Raw genomic sequence first — 19,704 nt, 5'->3', positions numbered from 1 at the left:
CTGAAACTTTCAAACATGGAAATTGCCGGACTCCAGATTGACCTCGTGCGCCAGCGCATGCGCAGCCTGCGACTGACGGTGTATGCCGGCGGCCGCATCCGGGTGGCGGTGCCGCTGCACACGCCTACGGCGGCCATCGAGGCATTCGTGCAGGCCCGCCGGGCCTGGATTGAGCAGCACCAACAGCGGTTTGCCGCCCGCGAGCCGGCCCCAACCTTGCACTATGAAACAGGGGATGCCGTGCCCTTTCTCGGCCAACCCTACGCGCTAAAAGTGCGCCCCGCCATCCGGCCCCGCGTGGAGCTGCAGCCCGACACCCAGCAACTGCACCTCTACGCGCCCGCCGACAGCACTGCCGCTCAGCGCGAGGCCATATTGGCGGCCTGGTACCGCCAGCAGCTCCGGCAGCGGCTGCCCGGGCTGCTGGCCAAGTGGGAGCCGATAGTAGGGCGCACGGCGGCGGCCTGGGGCATCCGGCAGATGCGGACCCGTTGGGGCACCTGCAATATCGGGGCGGCCCGCATCTGGCTGAACCTAGAGCTCATCAAGCGGCCCCTGCCCTGCCTGGAGTACGTGGTGGTACACGAGCTGACCCACCTGCACGAGCGACTGCACAACGCCCGTTTCTGGGGCCTGGTAGACCAGTTCATGCCCGACTGGCGTACGCACCGGAACGAACTAAACCGAGTGCTGCTGGCCCCCACTGCCGCCCCCGACGCCGACTAAGCGCTACGCCCGGATCAGGTCGAACAACTGCTGATTTTCGTGCTTAGGCTAACGGATCAGGCATGCTTGCCGGGGCTCCAGCCGCGGCCGGCAAGGTGCTGCTGCCCAGCAGCAACGGCACCTTCTTCCAGGTGGGTACCCATCGAGTCGTTCCAGCGGTTGAGGTAGCCAAAAAGACTAATTACTCCCAGAATTTCCACGATTTCGCCCTCCGTCCAGTGTTGGCGCAGCGTCTGGCCAACGGCCTCGCTCACGGCATTGGGCACGGCCGAAGCAGCCACGGCAAATGCCAAGGCGGCCCGCTCGGCCTCCGAAAAAGCCGGATGCGTAGGGTACTCCCAGATATGGTCGAGCTGCTGCTGTTCGGCCCCGTAACGCTCGGCCGCTAGAATAGTGTGCGCCTGGCAGTACTGACACCCAGCGGCGTGGCTGCTGATGTAGCCGATAAGGCGCTTTAGAGCGCTGGTTACCCGGCCCTGGTTGGCCATTACGGCCTTATTGAGCTGGATAAAGGCCGTGGCAATGGCCGGCCGATGCTGCATGGTGAGCACGCTGTTGGGGCAGAAACCCAGCGTTTCGTTGAAGAAAGCCGCCATCTCTGCCACTTCAGGGTTAGCATCGGGGGCAAGTGGCGTTACGAGCGGAGTAGCCATAAGCAAGGGAGTTGGAGTGAGGAAGCCAAGAGCCGGCGAAAGTACGCGTTTCGGCCAAAGCGGGCGGCCAAATCACTATTATCCCCATACCAAATGTCCGAAACGGGCAGTAGCGCCGAAGCCGCCGAGTAGGACAGCCATGCCCTACTCGGCGGCTTCGGCGTTACTGCCGTGCGCTACAACACCCGCTTCAACTCCTCGAAATTCTTGTTGCTCACGGTGCGGCCGGTGCAGCCCAGCTGCCGGGCGCTGTTCTGGATGTTCTGGACGCGGGAACCCGGGTTAGGGTGGGTGCTCATAAACTCCGGGGAGCGGGCACCGCCTTCTTTCTCAGCCTTGATGAAGAAGCCAGCCGCACCGTCGCAGGCGTAGTAGCGGGTGCCGTTGAGGTAGACGGTGGAATATTTGTCGGCCTCGATTTCGTAGCTGCGGCTGAACTTGAGCTGGCCCAGGCCGGCGGCAATCTGCACGAGTTGGCCGTTGGAACGGTTGCCCAGCAGCAGCCCCAGCAGCATGCTGGTACCGTATTGCTTCTGCATGGTCTGGGTGCTGTGACGGCGGTCGGCGTGGGCAATTTCGTGGCCCAGCACCCCGGCCAGTTGGTTCTCGTTGTCGAGATACTTAATCAGTCCCGAAAACACGTAAATATGGCCGCCGGGCGTGGCGAAGGCATTCTGCACTTTGTCGTCTTTGATGAGCTGCACATCCCAGGGGAACTCCTTGCGGTACTTGAGCTGGCCACTGTCGAGCACGCGCTTCACCACGCCGTCGAGCAACTGGTAGGCGCGGGGGTTGCTGCTGCGGCTCATCAGCTGGCCTTTTGCCCGGTAGAGCGAATCAGTCTGGCGCGCTACCTGGGCTCCCAGCTCAATATCCTGCTGCACCGAGAAGATGTTGAAGCCTTGTGCGGGCTTGGTTATAGCGGCCGTGGTAAGTGCCGCAACGCCGGCCAGCGGCAGCAGAATGGTGAGGAAGGAAACGCGCATAGATGAGGGAATCAGGAGGAGAAAAACAGAACTACGAGGGCGAAAAGAAAAAACCGGGCCAAGCCCCTATTCCAGCCCCGCCCGCACCTGCGCTGCTACGTAGGCCACCTGCTCATCGGTAAGCGTGGGGTGGATGGGCAGCGAGAGGACGGTGCGGCACAGGCGCTCGGCCACCGGGAACTGCCCGGCCCGGTAGCCCAGGTACTCGTAGGCCGGCTGCAGGTGGTTTGGCAGCGGGTAGTACACGGCCGTAGGCACACCGCGCGCCGCCAGAAACTGCTGCAGCGCGTCGCGGCGGCCGGGTTCGTCGGCTATGGTAAGCGTGTACTGATGAAAAACGTGGGTGCTGCGCGGGTCGCGGGCCGGCACCGCAACGCCCGGCAGGCCCGCGAGCAGCGCATCGTATCGGGCGGCCACGCGCTGGCGGGCGGCCGTCCAGACGGGCAGGTGCGGCAGCTTCACGCGCAGCAGGGTGGCCTGCAGCGTATCGAGGCGCGAATTCAGGCCGATATGCTGGTGGTGGTATTTGCGCGTCTGGCCGTGGTTGGCTAGTTGACGCAGATAGTCGGCCCGTTCGGCATCCCGCGTAAATAGCGCACCTCCATCACCAAAGCCGCCTAGGTTTTTACTGGGGAAAAACGAAGTGGTGCCTACCTCCCCTACCGTGCCGGCCACCCAGGTGGCCGCGTCTTCAGCCTGAAACGTGGCCCCGATGGCCTGGGCATTATCCTCGATGAGGGACACGCCGTGCTGGTCGGCCAGCTGGCGCAGGGCCTGCAAATCGGCGCACTGCCCGAACAGGTGTACGGCCATAATGGCCCCGGTGCGGGGCGTGAGGGCGGCGGCCACGGCCTGCGGGTCGAGGTTGAAAGTGCCGGGCATCACATCGGCCGGCACTGGGCGCAGGCCAAGCACGGCGGCGGCTTCCAGCGTGGCCACGTAGGTGAAGGCCGGTACTATTACCTCGGCTCCGGCCGGCAGCTTCAGGCTCAGCAGGGCCAGCTGCAACGCGTCGGTGCCGTTGGCGCAAGGCACCACGTGCGGGCCGCCCAAGTACTGGCCCAGCTCGGCGGCAAATTGCCCCACGGCCGGGCCCTGAATGAAAGCGGCTTCGTGCAGGCAGATGGCAGCGGCGGCGTTTAGCTCGGCCTGCAGCGGAGCATGCTGGGCCGGTAAATCGAGCAGCTGGATAGGCGCAGGCGGCGCGACAGGCAAGGGCGAAACAGACACGGACAAATCGAAAAGGAAAGCAACCAGAACGGCAAATATACAGCGCGCCACACCGGGCTGTACCCTACGTACCCGCACCCTAAGCTACCGCAACCGCAAGTTGCAGGTTTGCGTTAGACCCCAAAGGCTCCGGCCAATTTTGCTCTCTCCAGCAACTCCCCTTTCCTTTTTAACCCCCTTCTTATGCTTCGTAAAACCCTCACCATCCCGGCTCTCTCGGCTCTGCTGCTGGCCGGCGGTATGTTCACGCAAACCAGCTGCAGCAACGCTCAGCAAACCGAAATGGCCGCCGATAAAGACCAGGCCTACAACGATTTTCAGACCTTCGTTTCCGACGCCGAAACCAGAGCGGAAGCCGCGGCCAACGCAACTGAGGAGGACTATAACCGCGAAACGGCCCAGATGAAGGCCGACTTTGACAGCCGGGTGGCGGCCGTAGACAAATACGCCGACCAGTATGACGACACTCGCCGTCAGGAAATCGAGCAGTTGCGTAACCGTTACACTACGGCTTACGATAAGCGCGAGGCCTCCTGGACCAACCGTTCGGGCATGGCTTCGGCGGGAGAAATGCAGTTGGGCAAGTATTACAAACCTAGCTCGCCGGCCTCTCGCGTAACGGCGGCCAACGCCCGCCAGACGTACGAGTCGTTCGTCAACGACATCAAGCAAAACGAGGATAAATACGACATCAACGACTGGCGCAACATCAACGCCGAGTGGCGGGCGCTCGACGAAGCCTACGACAACGTAAAAGGCGACATTCCGGTTAATGATCTGGCCGAGATCCAGAAGGAAAAGCTGAAATACGCCGCCTTCAAATCGTTCGATAAGGCCGAAGCACGCACCGCGCAGGGAGCCGACGCTATTGGAGGCGCGGCCAACGAAGTAGCCAACGAAACCCAGGACGAGCGTTCGGCTGTGGGCCGGGCCGCTAGCAACACTGCCTCCGATGTAAAGGAAGCCGGCAAGGACGTTGGCCAGGGAGCCGCCAAAGTAGGTAGTAAAGTAGGTGGAGCCGTGAAAGGTGCCTACAAGGAAGTGAAGTCGGAAGTGAAAAACACCGACAACGACTAGCCTGCAAACTGTCTGCAAAACCGCTGAAAGCGCCGGTTCTTCTCTGGAAGAGCCGGCGCTTTTGCGTACCCTCACCGAGAGGCGCGCTACTCGGCCGGCACTGGTTGCACCTTAGCGCAACTCCGTCAGCAGCCAGTAGAGCTTGAGGGCGTCGAGCTGGCGCAGGCTGGGGCGAGCCGAGAGCAGGTTGCGCTGCACCTGGGCCTGGCGCAGGCTGAAGGTGGTGCGCACGGCCTCGCTCAGGCCCCAGCGCTGCAACCGCAGGGCAGCGCCCAGCAGGCGCGTTTCGGCGCCCAGGCCCTCGGCCCGGTACAGCTGCACGAGGTTGCGCACGGCATCGTGGCTTTTCTGCAGAAATATGGGGGCCGCTTCCAGGCCATCGTGCAACACGGGGTTGTCGAGGTGCTGCACCACTATGCCGGAGCGCCGGAGCAGCCAGCCGAACTTGGTGTCTTCGTGGCCATAGCGCGTCAGGCTTTCGTCGAGGCCCAACTCCCGGAAAACGCCGGCCTGAATAAGCAGGTTGTTGAGCGTGAGCTGGCCATGCGGGGCACGCTGGCGCACGGCGGCCGGCCGGGCTTCGCGCCTACAGCCGTACAGCCAGCGCAGGTGTAGGGCGTCGTTGTCGGGAGGGGTGGTTTCGTAGACGGTGCCGCCAGCCAGTACCGGGGCCAGGTAGCGGCCGGCCCGGTAGCGCGCCAAAAACTGGTCGTCGGGCAGGCGGCTGTCGTTGTCGAGCAGCAGCAGCCACGCGTAGCGGGCAGTAGCGGCCAGCTGGTTGCGGATGGCCGCCCGGCCCACGTTGCGCTCCAGTTCGGCATATACCACGCCGGGCAGCCCGTCCAGCTCCCGGTTCAGCACCCGAAACGACTGCTGTGAGCCATCGTCGAGGCAGCGGATTTCGACAGGACCATGCCAATCGGCGACCTGCGCCAGCAACGCGCGCACCAGCGGCCGCACGTCGTGGTTAAATACCGGAATCAGCACGGAGAGCCCAATCATGCGCGACGGGTAGGGGCTTGCGGATGGGAAAGGAGCGTTGGGCGGGACAGCTGCCTACACCTGGAGGCTCAGGCGAGCCAATTGGTTGTCAGCAGCGCCCAGTTTTTTTGGACCGCGCGGGCTTAGCTCAGGGCAAAAGGCGTAATGGCCGAGTCAATCAGCTGGCCCTGCTCGCACTTCAATACCCGGTGCGGGTACTGCTCGATGAGCTGGTAGTTGTGGGTGGCCATGAGCACGGCCGTACCGGCATTATTGATTTCCACGAACAGCTTCATAATACTGTCCGACACGTCGGGGTCGAGGTTGCCGGTGGGTTCGTCAGCCAGCAGCAGCAGCGGCTCATTCAGCAGCGCCCGGGCAATTACCACCCGCTGCTGCTCGCCACCCGAAAGCTGGTGGGGCATTTTGCCGGCCACGCTGGCCAGTCCCACGCGCATGAGCACTTCCGAAATGCGCTGCTGCTTGCGGGCCTTGCCTTTCCAGCCGGTGGCATTAAGCACGAACAGCAGGTTGTCGGCCACCGAGCGGTCGAAAAGCAACTGAAAATCCTGGAAGATGATGCCCAGCTTGCGCCGCAGGTAGGGCACTTTGTCGCTGCCGCTACTGCCCATGTTGCGGGGCAGCCCGAAGCCCACCACCGAGCCGGTACCGGCGGGCAGCGGCAAATCGGCGTACAGCGTCTTCAGCAACGAGCTTTTACCCGAACCCGTGCGGCCGACCAGGTAGGCAAACTCACCCTTTTCCAGTGCAAACGTTACCTTCTGCAGTACGGTGTTCACGTCCTGCATTATGTAGGCGTCGTGCAGCTCAATAACGGTCATAGTGTGGGGTTATGGGGCATTTTTGTCCGAAAAAGCCTGTCATCCTGAGCATGTTGCGCATTGAGCAAGAACGAAGGACCTGGAAAAGCTATCAGTAGTTACCTGCTTCCCAAGTCCTTCGCTTCGCTCAAAATGACAGAAAATCCTCTGATCCGAAGCCTATATTTCCAGCTTTTGCAGCCTGCCAAATTCGAGGTCACTAATGACGCCGGCCAGCTCGGTTTCTTTGCCTTCGAGGCCGTAGCGGTGCAGATCCTTCAACGGGCGGTCGGCCCGGAAGTAGGCAATGAGCACAAACTCCTGGTCTCGCAACTGAATGTAGTCCGGAATCTTGGCCTTACCCTTTACTTTGATGATGTACATGGCGGGAACTTGCGGTCGTGGTTTGGTGGGGCCTTGGATGACGTTCCTGCAGAAAGCCGTTGAACGTCATCCAGGACCTCAACAAACCAATTCCCTAAAATCCCTTAGGCATTCACCTTCTTATGGTCGGCCAGGAAAGTAGCCAGGCCTTTGTCGGTGAGCGGGTGGTTGAGCAGGCCCATAATTACGCTCAGCGGGCAGGTAACCACATCGGCACCCAGCTCGGCGCACTGCAGCAGGTGCGGTACGTGGCGCACCGAGGCGGCCAGCACCTGCGTGGGGTAGCCATAGTTGCTGAAGATGTCCACAATCTGCTGCACCAGCTGCAGGCCGTCGTGCCCGATATCATCGAGGCGGCCTACGAAGGGCGACACGTACGTGGCACCAGCTTTAGCGGCCAGCAGGGCCTGCCCGGCCGAGAAAATCAGCGTGCAGTTAGTCTTGATGCCTTTATCGGAGAAGTAGCGGATAGCTTTCACGCCTTCCTTGATCATGGGCACTTTCACCACAATATTGGGGTGCAGCTCGGCCAGCGCCTCGCCCTCACGGATCATGCCCTCAAAATCGGTGGCGATTACCTCGGCCGACACGTCGCCGTCCACGAGTTCGCAGATCTGCTTGTAGTGGCTCATCACGGCATCGGTGCCTTTGATGCCCTCTTTGGCCATCAGCGAAGGGTTGGTGGTCACGCCATCAAGCACGCCCAGCTCTACGGCTTCCTGAATTTCCTTGAGGTTGGCGGTATCGAGAAAAAACTTCATCAGATCACGGATTAGCGCAGATTTTATCGGATTTCACGGATTTCAGGAACGAGCCGTTGAGCGGGCCGCTCTGCCTCCGGAAGCCGGCAACGGCCGGCGGCGCAAAGTACGCAAAAACAAAAAGGCGGCCCAAACGGGCCGCCTTTTATGTTTTCTTCAAACTGTATACTTAGGTCAGCGACGAGCAGATTGGTCCGGCTACAAAATCCGTGCAATCCAAAAAAAATTCGCGCTACTCCGTGGTGCAAAAAAAAGCGAGCCAAAATCGCACCGCTCAACCACCTACCCTTGCTACCTTCCGGTCCTGGGGGAATTCAGCAGGAGCTGGTCGTTCTGACTCGCCGGGTCAAAGGTAGGCACAGTTAGCAGGAATTCGGCATGCCAGCTAAAATAAATGCGGTTTACGCGGCTTTCCGGCAGCAATTACTTTGCGTTGAAGCACTTATCTTGTTCGCCAGAGGACTTAATTTTTGTAGGCTCGCTTTGCTGATTTGTACTGGCGCTTGAACTGGCGTTTGTAGTTGGCAATGGGCCGCAACCGGGCATTGAAGGCAGTGCTGGCAGCTGGCACAACCACGCTGGTATCGTGGTAGCCCGCGGAAGTGATGAGCAGGCGGAATTCCAGCGCGCTGCCTTTAAGTAGAAACCGGCCTTCTGAGTTGGTAACAACCAGGGTCCTGCTGTCGGTGCCGACCGAGACTGAGGCACCGGCTACGGGAGTATCCTTAAGGTCGGTGACGTTGCCGTATACCTCGCGGGTAGCGGGGCCTTGCCCCCCCGGCGTGGCCGGCAACGGAGCCCCGGGCCATGCGAATATGCTCCAGGAGAGCAGCGACCAAATCAGAGAAGAAAGTAGCATAACAGGAAGGTTGAGAACGAAAACATTGCTTTGCGAGAGCCTAAAGACCAGACGACCGAAGCCGCTGCTGATAGTTCAGCATCTCGGGTCGGGGCAGTGATTTCAGGAGTGAGCTAGTGCATAAGTACCCTGTTTCGGAACGGGCGCCAAACCGGCAGGGCGCATTTACGGCCAACGCCTGCCCTGGCCCCGCAGAAGCCGCCGTTTGGCCGGCGGCGGCCGCAGCCCCGGCGGGGCGACGGCAGAAAAAAGCCAGAAAGTAGGGTTGGTATGGATTCGGCACACTAATTTTGCCTATGCCTGAACAAATTCTCATCCTCGATTTCGGTTCGCAATACACCCAGCTCATTGCCCGGCGCATTAGGGAGCTGAATGTTTATTGCGAAATCCACCCGTTTACGCACGCCCCGGACCTCACTGAGGATATCCGGGGCGTTGTGCTTTCGGGCTCGCCCTGCTCGGTGCGCGACGCCGACTCGCCCAACCCCGACCTGAGCGCTTATTTGGGCCGGGTGCCGGTGCTGGGCGTGTGCTACGGCGCGCAGCTGCTGGCCCACCAGCAGGGCGGCGAGGTGCTGCCAGCCACCATCCGCGAGTACGGCCGCGCCCGCCTCAGCCACATCAACCAGCACCACCCACTACTGCATGGCCTGGAGCCCGGCTCGCAGGTCTGGATGTCGCACGGCGACACTATCAATGAGCTACCGGCGGGCTTTCTGGCCATTGCCGGCACGCCCGATGTAGCGGTGGCGGCCTACGAAATCGAAGGTCAGCAAACCTTCGGCATCCAATTTCACCCTGAAGTAACGCACTCAACGGACGGCAAGCGCTTGATGCGCAACTTCGTGGTAGACGTGTGCGGCTGCGCCCAGGACTGGACGCCCGAGCACTTCGTGGATAGCATGGTGGCCACGCTACAAACCACCATTGGCGAGCAGGATCAGGTAATTCTGGGCCTTTCGGGCGGCGTCGATTCGAGTGTGGCGGCGTTGCTGCTGCACCGCGCCATTGGCTCGCGGCTGCACGGCATTTTCGTGAACAACGGCCTGCTGCGTAAGGATGAGTACGAAGACGTACTGCACTCCTACAAAGACCTGGGCCTGAATGTGCGCGGCGTGGACGCCAGCGCCGAGTTTTACGCGGCCCTCGAAGGCCTCACCGACCCCGAGCAGAAACGTAAGGCCATAGGCCGCACGTTCATCGAGGTGTTCGATCAGGAAGCACAGAAAGTAGATGGCGCCCGTTGGCTGGCCCAGGGCACAATCTACCCCGATGTAATCGAGTCAGTATCGGTAAACGGCCCGGCCGTGACAATCAAGAGCCACCATAACGTGGGCGGCCTGCCCGAGAAGATGAACCTGAAGATTGTGGAGCCGCTGCGGGCCTTGTTCAAGGACGAGGTGCGCGAAGTGGGTGCTGCACTGGGCCTGCCGGGCCATATCCTGCACCGCCACCCCTTCCCCGGGCCCGGCCTGGGCATCCGCATCTTGGGCGACATCACGCCCCATAAAGTAGACCTGCTCCAGCGCGCCGACGCCATCTTCATCAACGGCCTCAAAGAGCACGGCCTTTACGACGAGGTGTGGCAGGCCGGCGTGATGCTGCTGCCCATCCAGAGCGTGGGCGTAATGGGCGACGAGCGTACCTACGAGCAGGTGGTGGCCCTGCGCGCCGTAACCAGCGTGGACGGCATGACGGCCGACTGGTCGCACCTGCCCTACGAGTTCCTGGCCGAAGTCAGCAACAAAATCATCAACCAGGTGCGCGGCATCAACCGCGTGGTGTACGACATCAGCTCCAAGCCGCCGGCTACTATTGAGTGGGAATAAGCGGAAACCGCACGCCTTGATTCGGCCCGAAGGGCGAGGTGTAGCTGCGCTGTACTTCGATTGGTGTTGCGCCACGAGCCAGCCGGAAACTATTTCCTGAGCCGGTGAAACCAACGGTCGGAATACCGCCGTAGATTGCCCCATAAGCCCCACGCCGGTATCTGGCGTGGGGCTTTTGCTTAGGCTTTTTAGTACCGCTCCCTATGCTGCTTCTGTTCCTGTTTCTGGCGGTTCTGCTGCTCACGTACTCCAACGGCGCCAACGACAACTTTAAGGGCGTAGCTACGCTGTGGGGCAGCGGTACAATGGCCTACCGCCCGGCCCTGATTTTGGCCACGGTGGCTACGTTTGCCGGCTCCATCTGCTCGTATTTTTTTGCCGAGGAGCTGATTAAGAACTTCTCGGGCAAAGGGCTGGTGCCCGACGATATTATTCAGTCGGTTGAGTTCACGCTGTCGGTAGCGCTGGCGGCGGGCGTCACGGTGCTGCTGGCCACGCGGTTTGGCTTTCCTATTTCTACCACGCACGGGCTGGTGGGCGCGTTGGTGGGGGCCGGACTGGTGGCAGTGGGCACGGCGGTGAATTTTGCCAAGCTGGGGGCCAGCTTTTTTCTGCCGCTCATTCTGGGGCCGGTACTGGCCGTGGTGCTGGGTAGCCTGGTGTACGTGCTGTTTCGGCAGGGCCGCCGGGCGGCGGGCATCACCGAAGCATCGTGCGTGTGCGTGGGCGACGCCTGGGTGCCAGTGGCCTCGGTGCCTACTGCGGCCTTCACGACGCTGCCCACGCTACGAGCCGGCACGGGCACCCAGGCCGAATGCCAGAACCTCTACCAGGGCCAGTTCATCGGCCTGAACTTTCAGCCCCTGATCAACAACCTGCACTACGCCAGCGCCGCGGCCATGAGCTTTGCCCGCGGCCTCAACGACACGCCCAAGCTGGTGGGACTGCTGCTGTTGTGCAAGTTCTTCGCCATGCCCGTCAACGTCCTTATTCTGGCCGTGGCCATGGCCATTGGCGGCTTGCTGAATGCGCGGAAAGTGGCCGACACCATGAGCAAGAAGATATCGAAACTCAACCACGGCCAGGGATTCACAGCCAATTTGATAACGAGCCTGCTGGTGATTGCAGCCAGCAAATTTGGCCTGCCGGTATCCACCACGCACGTATCGGTGGGCAGCATCTATGGCATCGGACTGGTAAACGGCACGGCCAACTCCCGCGAGATTGCCAAAATCGGGCTGTCGTGGCTGCTCACGCTGCCGGTGGCCGCGCTGCTGAGCGCGGGCTTCTACTACGCCTTCCACACGCTGGGCCAGTGATGGGCCTTCTAAAGACCAAAAACAGAACGTCATGCTGAGCGCAGTCGAAGCATCTCTACCGCTTCGTTGCGGTAGTAATCCAACGAAGCGGTAGAGATGCTTCGACTGCGCTCAGCATGACACGCCGACTCAATTCCCTCCCCTACTTACCCCTTTCGCGTGAAAACACTCCTACTCCTGCTGCTGGCCGCCTTTCTACCGCTGCTCACGTTCGCCCAACTCACAACCAGTGCTTTTGAGGGCCAGGTGGAAGGCCAGGACGGAAGCGGTATTCCCGGCGCCACGGTGGTGCTGACGCACGTACCCACGGGCACCCGTAGCGGCACGCAGTCGGACCCGAGCGGCAAGTTCCAGCTCAACAACCTCAAACCCGGCGGGCCCTACCAGGTGCAGGTGAGCTACGTGGGCTACACCACCGAAACCAAAACGGAGCTATACCTGAGCCTGGGCAAAGTGGCCCGCCAGACGTTCACGCTGCGCGAAACTAGCACCGAACTGGCCGACGTGCAGGTGACAGCCAACAAAAGTGACCCTTTTACGACCGACAAAAACGGTCAGGCTTACCACCTGGGGCAGACGGCCATCCAGAACACGCCCACGGTGAACCGCAGCCTCGGCGACCTCACCAAGCTGATGCCGCAGGGCAACAAGAACTCCTTCGGCGGCTCCAACTACCGCTTCAACAACCTGAGCATTGATGGCATGGCCACCAACGACGTGCTCGGGTTTCAGGAGCCGTCGAGCGGCGCGGCGGGTTCGGTAGCGGCGGGCACGCCCGGCGCGCTGGCTGGTACCCAGCCCATTTCGCTCGATGCCATCGACGAAATTTCGGTCGTGATTTCGCCTTTCAACGTCACACTGGGCAACTTCACGGGGGCCAACATCAACGCCGTGACCAAGAGCGGCACCAACCGGTTTGCCGGCAGCGTGTACAGCTACGGCCGCAACCAAGTGCTCACGGGCCGGAGCGTGGACGGCCTGCGCACGCCCATCGACAAGTATTACGACATCCAGTCGGGCGCCAGCCTGGGTGGGCCCATCATCAAAAACAAGCTGTTTTTCTTCGGCAACTACGAGCTGCAGCGCCGCGAGGAGCCGGTATCCTTCGCGCCTGGCACCCCCGACGCCGGCGTGCCGCTGGAGGTGGCCCAGCAGGTGAGCGATTTTTTGAAGTCGGAATACGGTTACGACCCCGGCACGTTTGGCCGCGCATCTATCCGGCGCAACAGCGACAAGTTTTTGCTGCGCTTCGACTACAACATCTCCGACAAGCACCGTCTCACGCTGCGCGACAACTACGTGGCCGGCTTCGCCGACAACCTCGAACGCTCGCCCACGGTGCTCAACTACGGCAACCAGGGCTTCCGCCACAACAGCCGCACCAACAGCCTGGTGGCCGAGCTGAAAAGTACGTTCAACAACCGGGTTTCGAACCAGCTGATTGCCGGCTACAACACCGTGAACGAAGACCGCAGCTACCAGAACCGCCTGTTTCCGCACCTCGAAATCAACTACAACGCCTCCACCATCATTTACGCGGGCACCTACCGCGAGGCGGCCATCTACGGCTCCAGCGTGAGCACCACGCAACTGACCGACAACCTGACGATTTTCAAGGACAAGCACACGCTCACTTTCGGCACTTCCAACGAGCTTAACAACATCGAATACCGCTTCCTGACGGCCTTCAATGGCCGCTGGCAATACCCCTCGGTAGATGCGTTCCTGGCCAACCGCCCCAACCGCGTGCGCGGCGTGTACAACACCGAAAACAACGACGCGGCCTTCAACAAAACCCAGCCCTCGGCCGATTACCGGGTGCTGCTGCTCAGCGCTTACGCCCAGGACGACTACCGCCCAACCGACCGCCTGAGCCTGCAGCTGGGCCTGCGCCTCGACATGCAGCTGCACCCCGATAAGATACCCGTGAACCCAGCCGTGGCCCGGAACCCGGAGTTTGCGCAGTACCAGAACAAGTTTGGCGGCGTGCCGCAGTTCAACCCCCGCCTCAGCTTCAACTATCAGCTCAACGAGGCCAATACCGTGCAGGTGCGCGGGGGCTCGGGGCTGTTCACGGGGCGCATTCCGTTTGTGTGGTACGCCTACGCGCACTACGTGTCGGGCAACCGCTACAACAACATCGACTTCCGCCCCACCGGCGCCCTGCCCATTGCCGAGGACCTGTCGGCGCTGCAGTCGGTGCAGCCCGGCATTGCCGAAATCAACCTGGTTGACAACGATTTCAAGCTGCCGCGCGACTGGAAATCCACGCTGGCCTTTGATGTCAAGCTGCCCTACGATTTCACCTTCACAGTCGAGGGCCTGTACTCGAAAGTGGTGGCGGGCATGCTGTTTCAGTCCATCAATTTCAAGGATGCCAAATCCACCTTCGCCGGCGCCGACAACCGGCCCTACTTCACCAACACCGGCAGCGCGGCCAAAATCGACCCCGCGTTTACCAACGTCTTTGTCATGCGCAACACTGACCAAGGCTACAACTACAACGCCACCTTCACGCTCAGCAAGCGCATCCAGAACCGCCTGGAAGCCTACGCCGGCTACAGCTATGGCCAGAGCAAGGACCTGGTGAACGGCGTGCGCGTGTCGCCGGCCGCCAACTACGAGTGGAACCAATCATTGGTGGCCAACAGCCCCGCCCTGGCCTATTCCAACTTCGACCTGCGCCACAAGTTCATCGGCAACGTGTATTATAATCTGAACGTGCGGAGGGTCAACCTCGGGGCCAGCCTGGTGTACATTGCGCGCTCGGGCAGTCCGTTTTCCTTCGTGTATGAGGGCGACGTGAACCGCGACGGCTCGGCCAAAAACGACCTGCTGTTTATTCCACGCAGTCCCGAAGACATCGTGCTGGCACCCATCACGGGCTCCGCGCCGGTGTCGGCGGCGCAGCAATACGACCAGCTCGACCAGTATATCAAAAACAGCCCTTACCTGTCGGGCCGCCGCGGCAGCTACGCCGAGCGCAACGCGGCCCGCACGCCCTGGGTCCAGCAGCTCGACCTGCGCCTCACCGCCAAGCTGCCCCTCACTCAAGCCGGCACCCAGCGCCTGGAAATCACCCTCGACGTGCTTAACCTGGGCAACCTGCTAAGCAACGACTGGGGCCGTCAGTACTTCGTGCCGAACATCAACAACTCGGGCTACGCCCTGCTCAATTTCCTGCGCATCGAGAACAACAAGCCGGTGTACCAGTTCAAAGAGCCTACCAGCACGCCCTGGCAAACCGACCCCATCAACTCGCGCTGGCAGGGGCAGCTGGGCCTGCGCTACTCGTTTAATTAGCGCGGTTCTCAGGCGAAAGCATCCGCAGCAAAAAGAACGTCATGCTGAGCGGAGCCGAAGCATCTCTACCGCTTCGTTACAGTTGTTCAGCGAAGCGATAGAGATGCTTCGGCTCCGCTCAGCATGACGTTCTGGTTTGTGGTCGTTTGGGTTTTTAGCGCCGCCGCCAATACCCGTAAAAAAGAAAGGCCGACCAGTAGAACTGGTCGGCCTTTCTCATACCAATTAATGCAACTGGTTGCTTATACCACGGTGCCGCCGCAGCTGGAGCCCGCACCAGCGGTGCAGCCGTAGCAGTGCTGGTTTACCACGATGGCGCGCCCGGCAAGGGCGGCGGCATCAAAGTCGCGGATGTGGCGCGAGGGGCTGGCCACGTGCAGGTCCAGCATCTGGTTGAAGTCGCAGTCGTAGAGGCCGCCGTCCCAGCTTACCGAGATGGTGTCGCGGCACATCACGCTGGCCGCCGCCGCCGGATTGAAGGCATTCACCAGCTTTTCCATGTAGCCGGCGTACTGGCCCGACTCGATGAGGTAGTCGAGGTAGCGGCTCACGGGCAGGTTGGTGATGGCATACAGTTCGTTGAAGACGATGCCGAAATCCCGCGACAGGGCCCGCTTGTAATCGGCCTGCAAACCGGCCTGCGGGCCGGGCAGCGACGCGCCAACGGGGTTGTACACCAGATTCAGCACCAAGCCTGAGCCCTCTTGGCCGTAGCCCACGGCGTTAAGCATTTTCAGCGCTTTGATGGAATCCTCAAACACGCCGTCGCCGCGCTGCTTGTCGGTGTTTTCGGCGGTGTAGCACGGCAGCGAGCTCACTACTTCTACGCCGTGCAGCTTGAAGAACTCGGGCAGGCTGTGGTACTTTTTGTTGGCTACGATGATGGTGAGGTTACAGCGCACCAGCACCTTGCGGCCCAGCAGGCTGATTTGCTCCACAAACCAGCGGAAATCGGGGTTCATTTCCGGAGCGCCGCCGGTGAGGTCTACCGTGGCAATGTCGGTCTGGGCCAGCGCATCGAGGCAGAGCTGCATCGTTTCGCGGGTCATGATTTCCTTGCGGTCGGGGCCGGCATCTACGTGGCAATGGTTGCACACTTGGTTGCACATTTTGCCCACGTTGATTTGCATTACGGCGGGCGCCACCGGCCGCAGCGGAAAAAATCCAGCACCGCGCAGCTTCTCGTGAAAGCGCGGTTGGTGGTGCGTATCGGCTTCCTCCCGACTGAGCACGGTGAGTTGGAAGGCAGAGTCGGCCAGTTGGTTGCCGGTGGCCTTGAGGGACTTAATCATAGACTCAGGGAGAGAAAAAGTTGGAAGCGCCGCAGCAACGTGCCGCCGGCCGCAGCCGGCTTAGCAGCAGCTGCCGGTGGTGTCGTCGGAGGAGCTGCTGGCCGTGGTGGCTACCGGCCCGCAGGGAAACAAGCCGAAGTGCCGGTCCTTGGCCCCGTCGAGGCGGAAGTGGGCACCGAAACGGGTGAGGGCGAGCATGTCGGCGGTGTTGCCGCACACCAGCATAGGCCGGCCGGTTTCGAAGTGGTGGTGGTCGTCGAGGGTGAAGCCGTTGGGCTCGTCGGGCAGGGTGCCGAGGTAGGTGGCCACCTGGCCGTAGTCCTCGCACTGGTCTTCCAGGGCCAGCTTAAAGGCGCGTACCGTGAGCGAGTAGAACTTGATGTTACCCACTTTCTGCTCGATTTCCTCGTTGTCGATGGTGAGGCGGCGCTGGCTCATGAGGCGGTAATCATTCACGCCCAAATCGCGCAGCAGGCGGCGGAAATCCTCGGTATAGAGGGCACCGCTCAGGCACTCGCCGTAGAGCACCGGGTCCTGGCGCAGGCTCTCGGAAATGCGGCGGTCGGCAAATACGTCGGCAATAAATAGCTCGCCGCCGGGCTTCAGCACCCGGAAAATTTCGCGGTAGGTAGCGGCTTTGTCGGTGCTCAGGTTGAGTACGCAGTTGCTCACCACCAGGTCCACGCTGTTGTCCTCGATGCCGGCGGAGGCCAGGTCTTCGATGTAGCCGTGGCGGAATTCCACGTTGGGCTTGGCGTAGCCGAATTTGGTGGTGTGGGCGGCAATGTTGCGGTTGGCCACGGCCAGCTGCTCCTCCGTCATGTCCACCCCGATTACGCGGCCCTGCTCGCCCACCAGCTTCGAGAGCAAGTACACGTCGCGGCCCGAGCCCGAGCCCAGGTCGAGCACCGTGAGGCCCTCCACGGCCGAGGGCACGCACACGCCGCAGCCGTAGTATTTCTCCAGCACCTCCGACTCCAGCGTGGCTAGAATTCGCTTGTGGGCGGTCGGAATATCATCGGTGCAGCAGGCGTTGGTTTTCAGGTCCTGGCTGGTGGTCAGTTCGCGGCCGTAATAGTCCTGTACCTGCTGCTGAATATTTTGCTCCATGAGAGAGGAAGTCGAATGAAAGGAGGAATGCGCTGGTAAGCACGGGAATAGGCGAATGGTTTTCAGGTAAGCGCCAGCGTAAAAGGTGCCACTGTCCCAACGGCCAGCTGGCGTCTAATTCCGCACTGTCCAGCGAAAGTTACGACCATTATGCGGCTGCGGATTGCCAGCGCAATTATGGGCCCCAACTCCTGCCCCACCTACGTGCCGAAGCAGAAGCTAACGTCCAAAAAATCAGAGACATTATCAGCTTATTAACGAGCGGATAATGAGTAAAAAAAGGCTTGAAAAATATGGCTCCAAGCCCAGCGTACTCAACAGCTTGGTTTTCGCGCCGCCCCGGCACTGGCTTACCTCACCTCCAGCAGCGCGCGGGCCTGGTAGTTGTAGCGTACCGTGTCGCCCTGCTGCTCGCGGGTTAAATCGGTTAGGTAAAGCTGCAGGCTGAGGGTGGAGCTGGCGGCGCGGAGGTTAAGGTCTTTCACGGTCAAATTGACGCGGTAATCGACGAGGCTACGGCCATGGACGGCAGCGAGCGAATCGGCCAGCGCACCCGGCGACACCGACAAGCGCGGCTGCCAGCGGCCCATGCCCTGGCGCTGCTCTACTAACAACTGCTGCCCGTAACGGAGCGCCCGTAACCGGAAACTATCGGCCCCGGCCACCCGAATTCGGGCTACTACCTTACCTGCAGCAGTACCCCCGTTATATTCGTGCACATTGATATCGTTGAGCCAGTAGCGGCCGTTGCCCAAGTCGTACACTTCGCTGGTATCGTCATTTCTTTCCGTCCCAAAATTTACCCGCTGGGCTGACTCGCGGGAACTGCTTTCGGTCACATAGCGCGAAACCCGGTCGTAGCCCGTGAGGGTAAACAGACGGTTCTGACGCCAGTTGCTTTCCAGCCTATTGGGCTTGCGGCGCACCGAATCGGGCGGCGTGAGCGAGGCTACGAACAACGGTTGCAGGGTAGATAGCGCGTCACGGTCAGCAAAAAAATCGAAAACGGAGCTTAAACGTTGCCGCGCCTTAAAAGGGAGATTCGGCTGCCGCTGGGCGGCGCTGTCGAGGTGGCCATTTTGCAGCAGGTTGAACTGCTGGCTGATTTCGCGCAGCTGCCCGAGCTGGCTGCGCTCGGCCACGGCAAACGCGCCCCAGGGCCCGCCGGCAGCCAGCAGGGCCAGCAGCCCCAGCGAGGCCGGAATCCAGATGATGCCCTGGCCCCGGCGCCACAGAAAGTAGGTCGCCATACCCAGCAGCCAGCCGGCCAGCAGCAGCACGAAGTAGCGTTCCTCCGTGATGCCGTACTCGCTGATGCGGGTGCCGATGGCTACGGCCAGCAGCCCCAGCAGCGGGAATAGCGCCCGGTAGAACCAGCGGGCAAACGTGCTAATCCAGGCATTTTCGACGGCCTCCCGGATGGGGTGAATGAGGAGCAGCGCGAAGATGCCGGCCACCGCCAATGCCAGCACCAGCACCGAAACCCAGCCCTGCGGCAGTATCCAGGTGAGCAGAATGCGGCCCAGGTAAGCGTAGAGAATCGCGAAGTAGAGCACAACCAGCGGCAGCAGCACGAACTGGGTGAAAACCTTCAGGCCCTTGGGGTAGGGCGTTGGCTGCTCCAGAGCTGCAAAGCTAATGGGCACGCCAGCCAGGAAAAACCAGGTATTGAACACCGTGGCCAGCCCCACAAACAGGTAGCCATACCAGCGGCCGTCCAGCTCCACGCCAAACAGGTTATCGATGGCCAGCAACGCCAGCGCGCAGCCCCCGAACAGCACACCCGAGTAGAGCCCGGCTGTCAGAATCCGTAGAAACAAGGTTTTGTTGTAGCGCCAGAAGCCCGGCGTATCGGCCGTGCCGCGCAGCTCGGCCAGGTAAGGGCCGGCCGCCACGGCCAAATGGGCCGCCAGTAGTAGTAACACTAACCGTAGCGCCCAAACGATATTGGGCTCGGCGGGGGCCAGTGCGTACCAGAGCCCCAGCAGCGCTAATGCCCACAGTTGCCCCGCCATGAGCATACCCGGCCGCCAGCTATACCGCTCGGCCGTGAGGGCCAGGGCCAGCGTGAGCGGCAGCCCCAGCCCCGCCGCCGACAGCAATGGAAACAGCCATAATAATTCGTTTTCCTACGGACCTGCAGATGTATCGCGCTGGATTAGATAGAAGCCCGCGCCGCACAGTACGAAGGCGCACAGCAGCGTGAGCGGGAAGCGGCGGGCCACTCGGGCCGTTTCGGCGGCCAAGTGTGCAGGGAGGGCAATTGCATAGCAGGGGCAGGATAGGCGTTATTTGCCGCGCCAAGAAAGCCAAAGTTTCCTGCCTGCGCCAGAAAACGAAATATGCCTAAAAACAAAAAATCCGCATCGGCCA

At 61.3% G+C, this 19,704-nt stretch carries 16 protein-coding genes and 1 other RNA gene; 5 read left to right on the top strand and 12 right to left on the bottom strand.

What is annotated here, in order from left to right:
* Positions 1 to 15 precede the first annotated feature (15 nt).
* Complete coding sequence (locus HW556_RS05500) at positions 16 to 726, top strand: M48 family metallopeptidase (protein ID WP_176898762.1); 711 nt, start codon at positions 16 to 18, stop codon at positions 724 to 726.
* 56 nt (positions 727 to 782) lie between these two features.
* Here the strand turns inward: HW556_RS05500 and HW556_RS05495 are convergent, their stop codons facing one another.
* The 3 genes from HW556_RS05495 to HW556_RS05485 all read right to left on the bottom strand — a co-directional run bounded on the left by HW556_RS05495 (position 783) and on the right by HW556_RS05485 (position 3,595).
* Complete coding sequence (locus tag HW556_RS05495) at positions 783 to 1,379, bottom strand: carboxymuconolactone decarboxylase family protein (RefSeq protein ID WP_176898760.1); 597 nt, start codon at positions 1,377 to 1,379, stop codon at positions 783 to 785.
* 176 nt (positions 1,380 to 1,555) lie between these two features.
* Complete coding sequence (locus tag HW556_RS05490; RefSeq protein ID WP_176898758.1) at positions 1,556 to 2,365, bottom strand: M48 family metalloprotease; 810 nt, start codon at positions 2,363 to 2,365, stop codon at positions 1,556 to 1,558.
* A 66-nt stretch (positions 2,366 to 2,431) separates the two neighbouring features.
* Complete coding sequence (locus HW556_RS05485; RefSeq protein WP_317170478.1) at positions 2,432 to 3,595, bottom strand: DegT/DnrJ/EryC1/StrS family aminotransferase; 1,164 nt, start codon at positions 3,593 to 3,595, stop codon at positions 2,432 to 2,434.
* A gap of 183 nt (positions 3,596 to 3,778) precedes the next feature.
* On the opposite strand from HW556_RS05485, the gene HW556_RS05480 reads away from it, so the two are divergent.
* On the top strand, positions 3,779 to 4,672 hold the full coding sequence (locus tag HW556_RS05480; protein WP_176898756.1) for a DUF6565 domain-containing protein: 894 nt from the start codon (positions 3,779 to 3,781) through the stop codon (positions 4,670 to 4,672).
* Between the two features lie 111 nt (positions 4,673 to 4,783).
* Here HW556_RS05480 and HW556_RS05475 read toward each other — a convergent pair whose 3' ends face one another.
* From HW556_RS05475 to HW556_RS05450, 6 genes are all read right to left on the bottom strand, one after another.
* Positions 4,784 to 5,674, bottom strand: coding sequence for a glycosyltransferase family 2 protein (locus HW556_RS05475; protein WP_176898754.1), 891 nt, complete (start codon positions 5,672 to 5,674; stop codon positions 4,784 to 4,786).
* A gap of 122 nt (positions 5,675 to 5,796) precedes the next feature.
* Positions 5,797 to 6,495, bottom strand: a complete 699-nt coding sequence (locus HW556_RS05470) for a cell division ATP-binding protein FtsE (RefSeq protein WP_176898752.1) — start codon at positions 6,493 to 6,495, stop codon at positions 5,797 to 5,799.
* Between the two features lie 159 nt (positions 6,496 to 6,654).
* On the bottom strand, positions 6,655 to 6,858 hold the full coding sequence (locus HW556_RS05465) for a fructose-6-phosphate aldolase (RefSeq protein ID WP_176898750.1): 204 nt from the start codon (positions 6,856 to 6,858) through the stop codon (positions 6,655 to 6,657).
* 104 nt (positions 6,859 to 6,962) lie between these two features.
* On the bottom strand, positions 6,963 to 7,619 hold the full coding sequence (gene fsa / locus HW556_RS05460; RefSeq protein ID WP_176898748.1) for a fructose-6-phosphate aldolase: 657 nt from the start codon (positions 7,617 to 7,619) through the stop codon (positions 6,963 to 6,965).
* Between the two features lie 248 nt (positions 7,620 to 7,867).
* Positions 7,868 to 7,964: signal recognition particle sRNA small type (gene ffs / locus HW556_RS05455), an RNA gene on the bottom strand.
* A 118-nt stretch (positions 7,965 to 8,082) separates the two neighbouring features.
* Positions 8,083 to 8,478, bottom strand: a complete 396-nt coding sequence (locus HW556_RS05450) for a carboxypeptidase regulatory-like domain-containing protein (protein WP_176898746.1) — start codon at positions 8,476 to 8,478, stop codon at positions 8,083 to 8,085.
* 296 nt (positions 8,479 to 8,774) lie between these two features.
* Here HW556_RS05450 and guaA point away from each other — a divergent pair, with 296 nt between their 5' ends.
* The 3 genes from guaA (at position 8,775) to HW556_RS05435 (ending at position 14,929) form a co-directional block, all read left to right on the top strand.
* Positions 8,775 to 10,307, top strand: a complete 1,533-nt coding sequence (gene guaA, locus HW556_RS05445) for a glutamine-hydrolyzing GMP synthase (RefSeq protein ID WP_176898744.1) — start codon at positions 8,775 to 8,777, stop codon at positions 10,305 to 10,307.
* Between the two features lie 203 nt (positions 10,308 to 10,510).
* Positions 10,511 to 11,626: an inorganic phosphate transporter gene (locus tag HW556_RS05440; protein ID WP_176898742.1), complete on the top strand. Its 1,116-nt coding sequence runs from the start codon at positions 10,511 to 10,513 to the stop codon at positions 11,624 to 11,626.
* Between the two features lie 159 nt (positions 11,627 to 11,785).
* Complete coding sequence (locus HW556_RS05435) at positions 11,786 to 14,929, top strand: TonB-dependent receptor (protein ID WP_176898740.1); 3,144 nt, start codon at positions 11,786 to 11,788, stop codon at positions 14,927 to 14,929.
* A 242-nt stretch (positions 14,930 to 15,171) separates the two neighbouring features.
* Here the strand turns inward: HW556_RS05435 and arsS are convergent, their stop codons facing one another.
* The 3 genes from arsS to HW556_RS05420 form a co-directional block, all read right to left on the bottom strand.
* Positions 15,172 to 16,218, bottom strand: coding sequence for an arsenosugar biosynthesis radical SAM (seleno)protein ArsS (gene arsS / locus HW556_RS05430; RefSeq protein WP_176898854.1), 1,047 nt, complete (start codon positions 16,216 to 16,218; stop codon positions 15,172 to 15,174).
* 63 nt (positions 16,219 to 16,281) lie between these two features.
* A complete protein-coding gene (locus HW556_RS05425; protein WP_176898737.1) occupies positions 16,282 to 17,331 on the bottom strand; it encodes a methyltransferase domain-containing protein in 1,050 nt (349 codons plus the stop codon).
* 350 nt (positions 17,332 to 17,681) lie between these two features.
* Positions 17,682 to 19,433, bottom strand: a complete 1,752-nt coding sequence (locus tag HW556_RS05420; RefSeq protein WP_176898735.1) for a DUF4153 domain-containing protein — start codon at positions 19,431 to 19,433, stop codon at positions 17,682 to 17,684.
* Positions 19,434 to 19,704 lie beyond the last annotated feature (271 nt).

It is taken from the genome of Hymenobacter terrestris, from assembly GCF_013377905.1.
Classification (GTDB): domain Bacteria; phylum Bacteroidota; class Bacteroidia; order Cytophagales; family Hymenobacteraceae; genus Hymenobacter; species Hymenobacter terrestris.
Note: the sequence above shows the minus strand (reverse complement) of the source record. Positions and strands in the feature narration are given on the sequence as shown.

What these genes read in the sequence shown, in the direction of transcription:
- HW556_RS05500 (WP_176898762.1), top strand. Translation starts at nt 16, where the DNA reads ATGGAAATTGCCGGACTCCAGATTGACCTCGTGCGCCAGCGCATGCGC.
- HW556_RS05440 (WP_176898742.1), top strand. Translation starts at nt 10,511, where the DNA reads ATGCTGCTTCTGTTCCTGTTTCTGGCGGTTCTGCTGCTCACGTACTCC.
- HW556_RS05465 (WP_176898750.1), bottom strand. Translation starts at nt 6,858, where the DNA reads ATGTACATCATCAAAGTAAAGGGTAAGGCCAAGATTCCGGACTACATT.
- HW556_RS05495 (WP_176898760.1), bottom strand. Translation starts at nt 1,379, where the DNA reads ATGGCTACTCCGCTCGTAACGCCACTTGCCCCCGATGCTAACCCTGAA.
- HW556_RS05490 (WP_176898758.1), bottom strand. Translation starts at nt 2,365, where the DNA reads ATGCGCGTTTCCTTCCTCACCATTCTGCTGCCGCTGGCCGGCGTTGCG.
- HW556_RS05425 (WP_176898737.1), bottom strand. Translation starts at nt 17,331, where the DNA reads ATGGAGCAAAATATTCAGCAGCAGGTACAGGACTATTACGGCCGCGAA.
- HW556_RS05450 (WP_176898746.1), bottom strand. Translation starts at nt 8,478, where the DNA reads ATGCTACTTTCTTCTCTGATTTGGTCGCTGCTCTCCTGGAGCATATTC.
- guaA (WP_176898744.1), top strand. Translation starts at nt 8,775, where the DNA reads ATGCCTGAACAAATTCTCATCCTCGATTTCGGTTCGCAATACACCCAG.
- HW556_RS05470 (WP_176898752.1), bottom strand. Translation starts at nt 6,495, where the DNA reads ATGACCGTTATTGAGCTGCACGACGCCTACATAATGCAGGACGTGAAC.
- HW556_RS05475 (WP_176898754.1), bottom strand. Translation starts at nt 5,674, where the DNA reads ATGATTGGGCTCTCCGTGCTGATTCCGGTATTTAACCACGACGTGCGG.
- HW556_RS05480 (WP_176898756.1), top strand. Translation starts at nt 3,779, where the DNA reads ATGCTTCGTAAAACCCTCACCATCCCGGCTCTCTCGGCTCTGCTGCTG.
- fsa (WP_176898748.1), bottom strand. Translation starts at nt 7,619, where the DNA reads ATGAAGTTTTTTCTCGATACCGCCAACCTCAAGGAAATTCAGGAAGCC.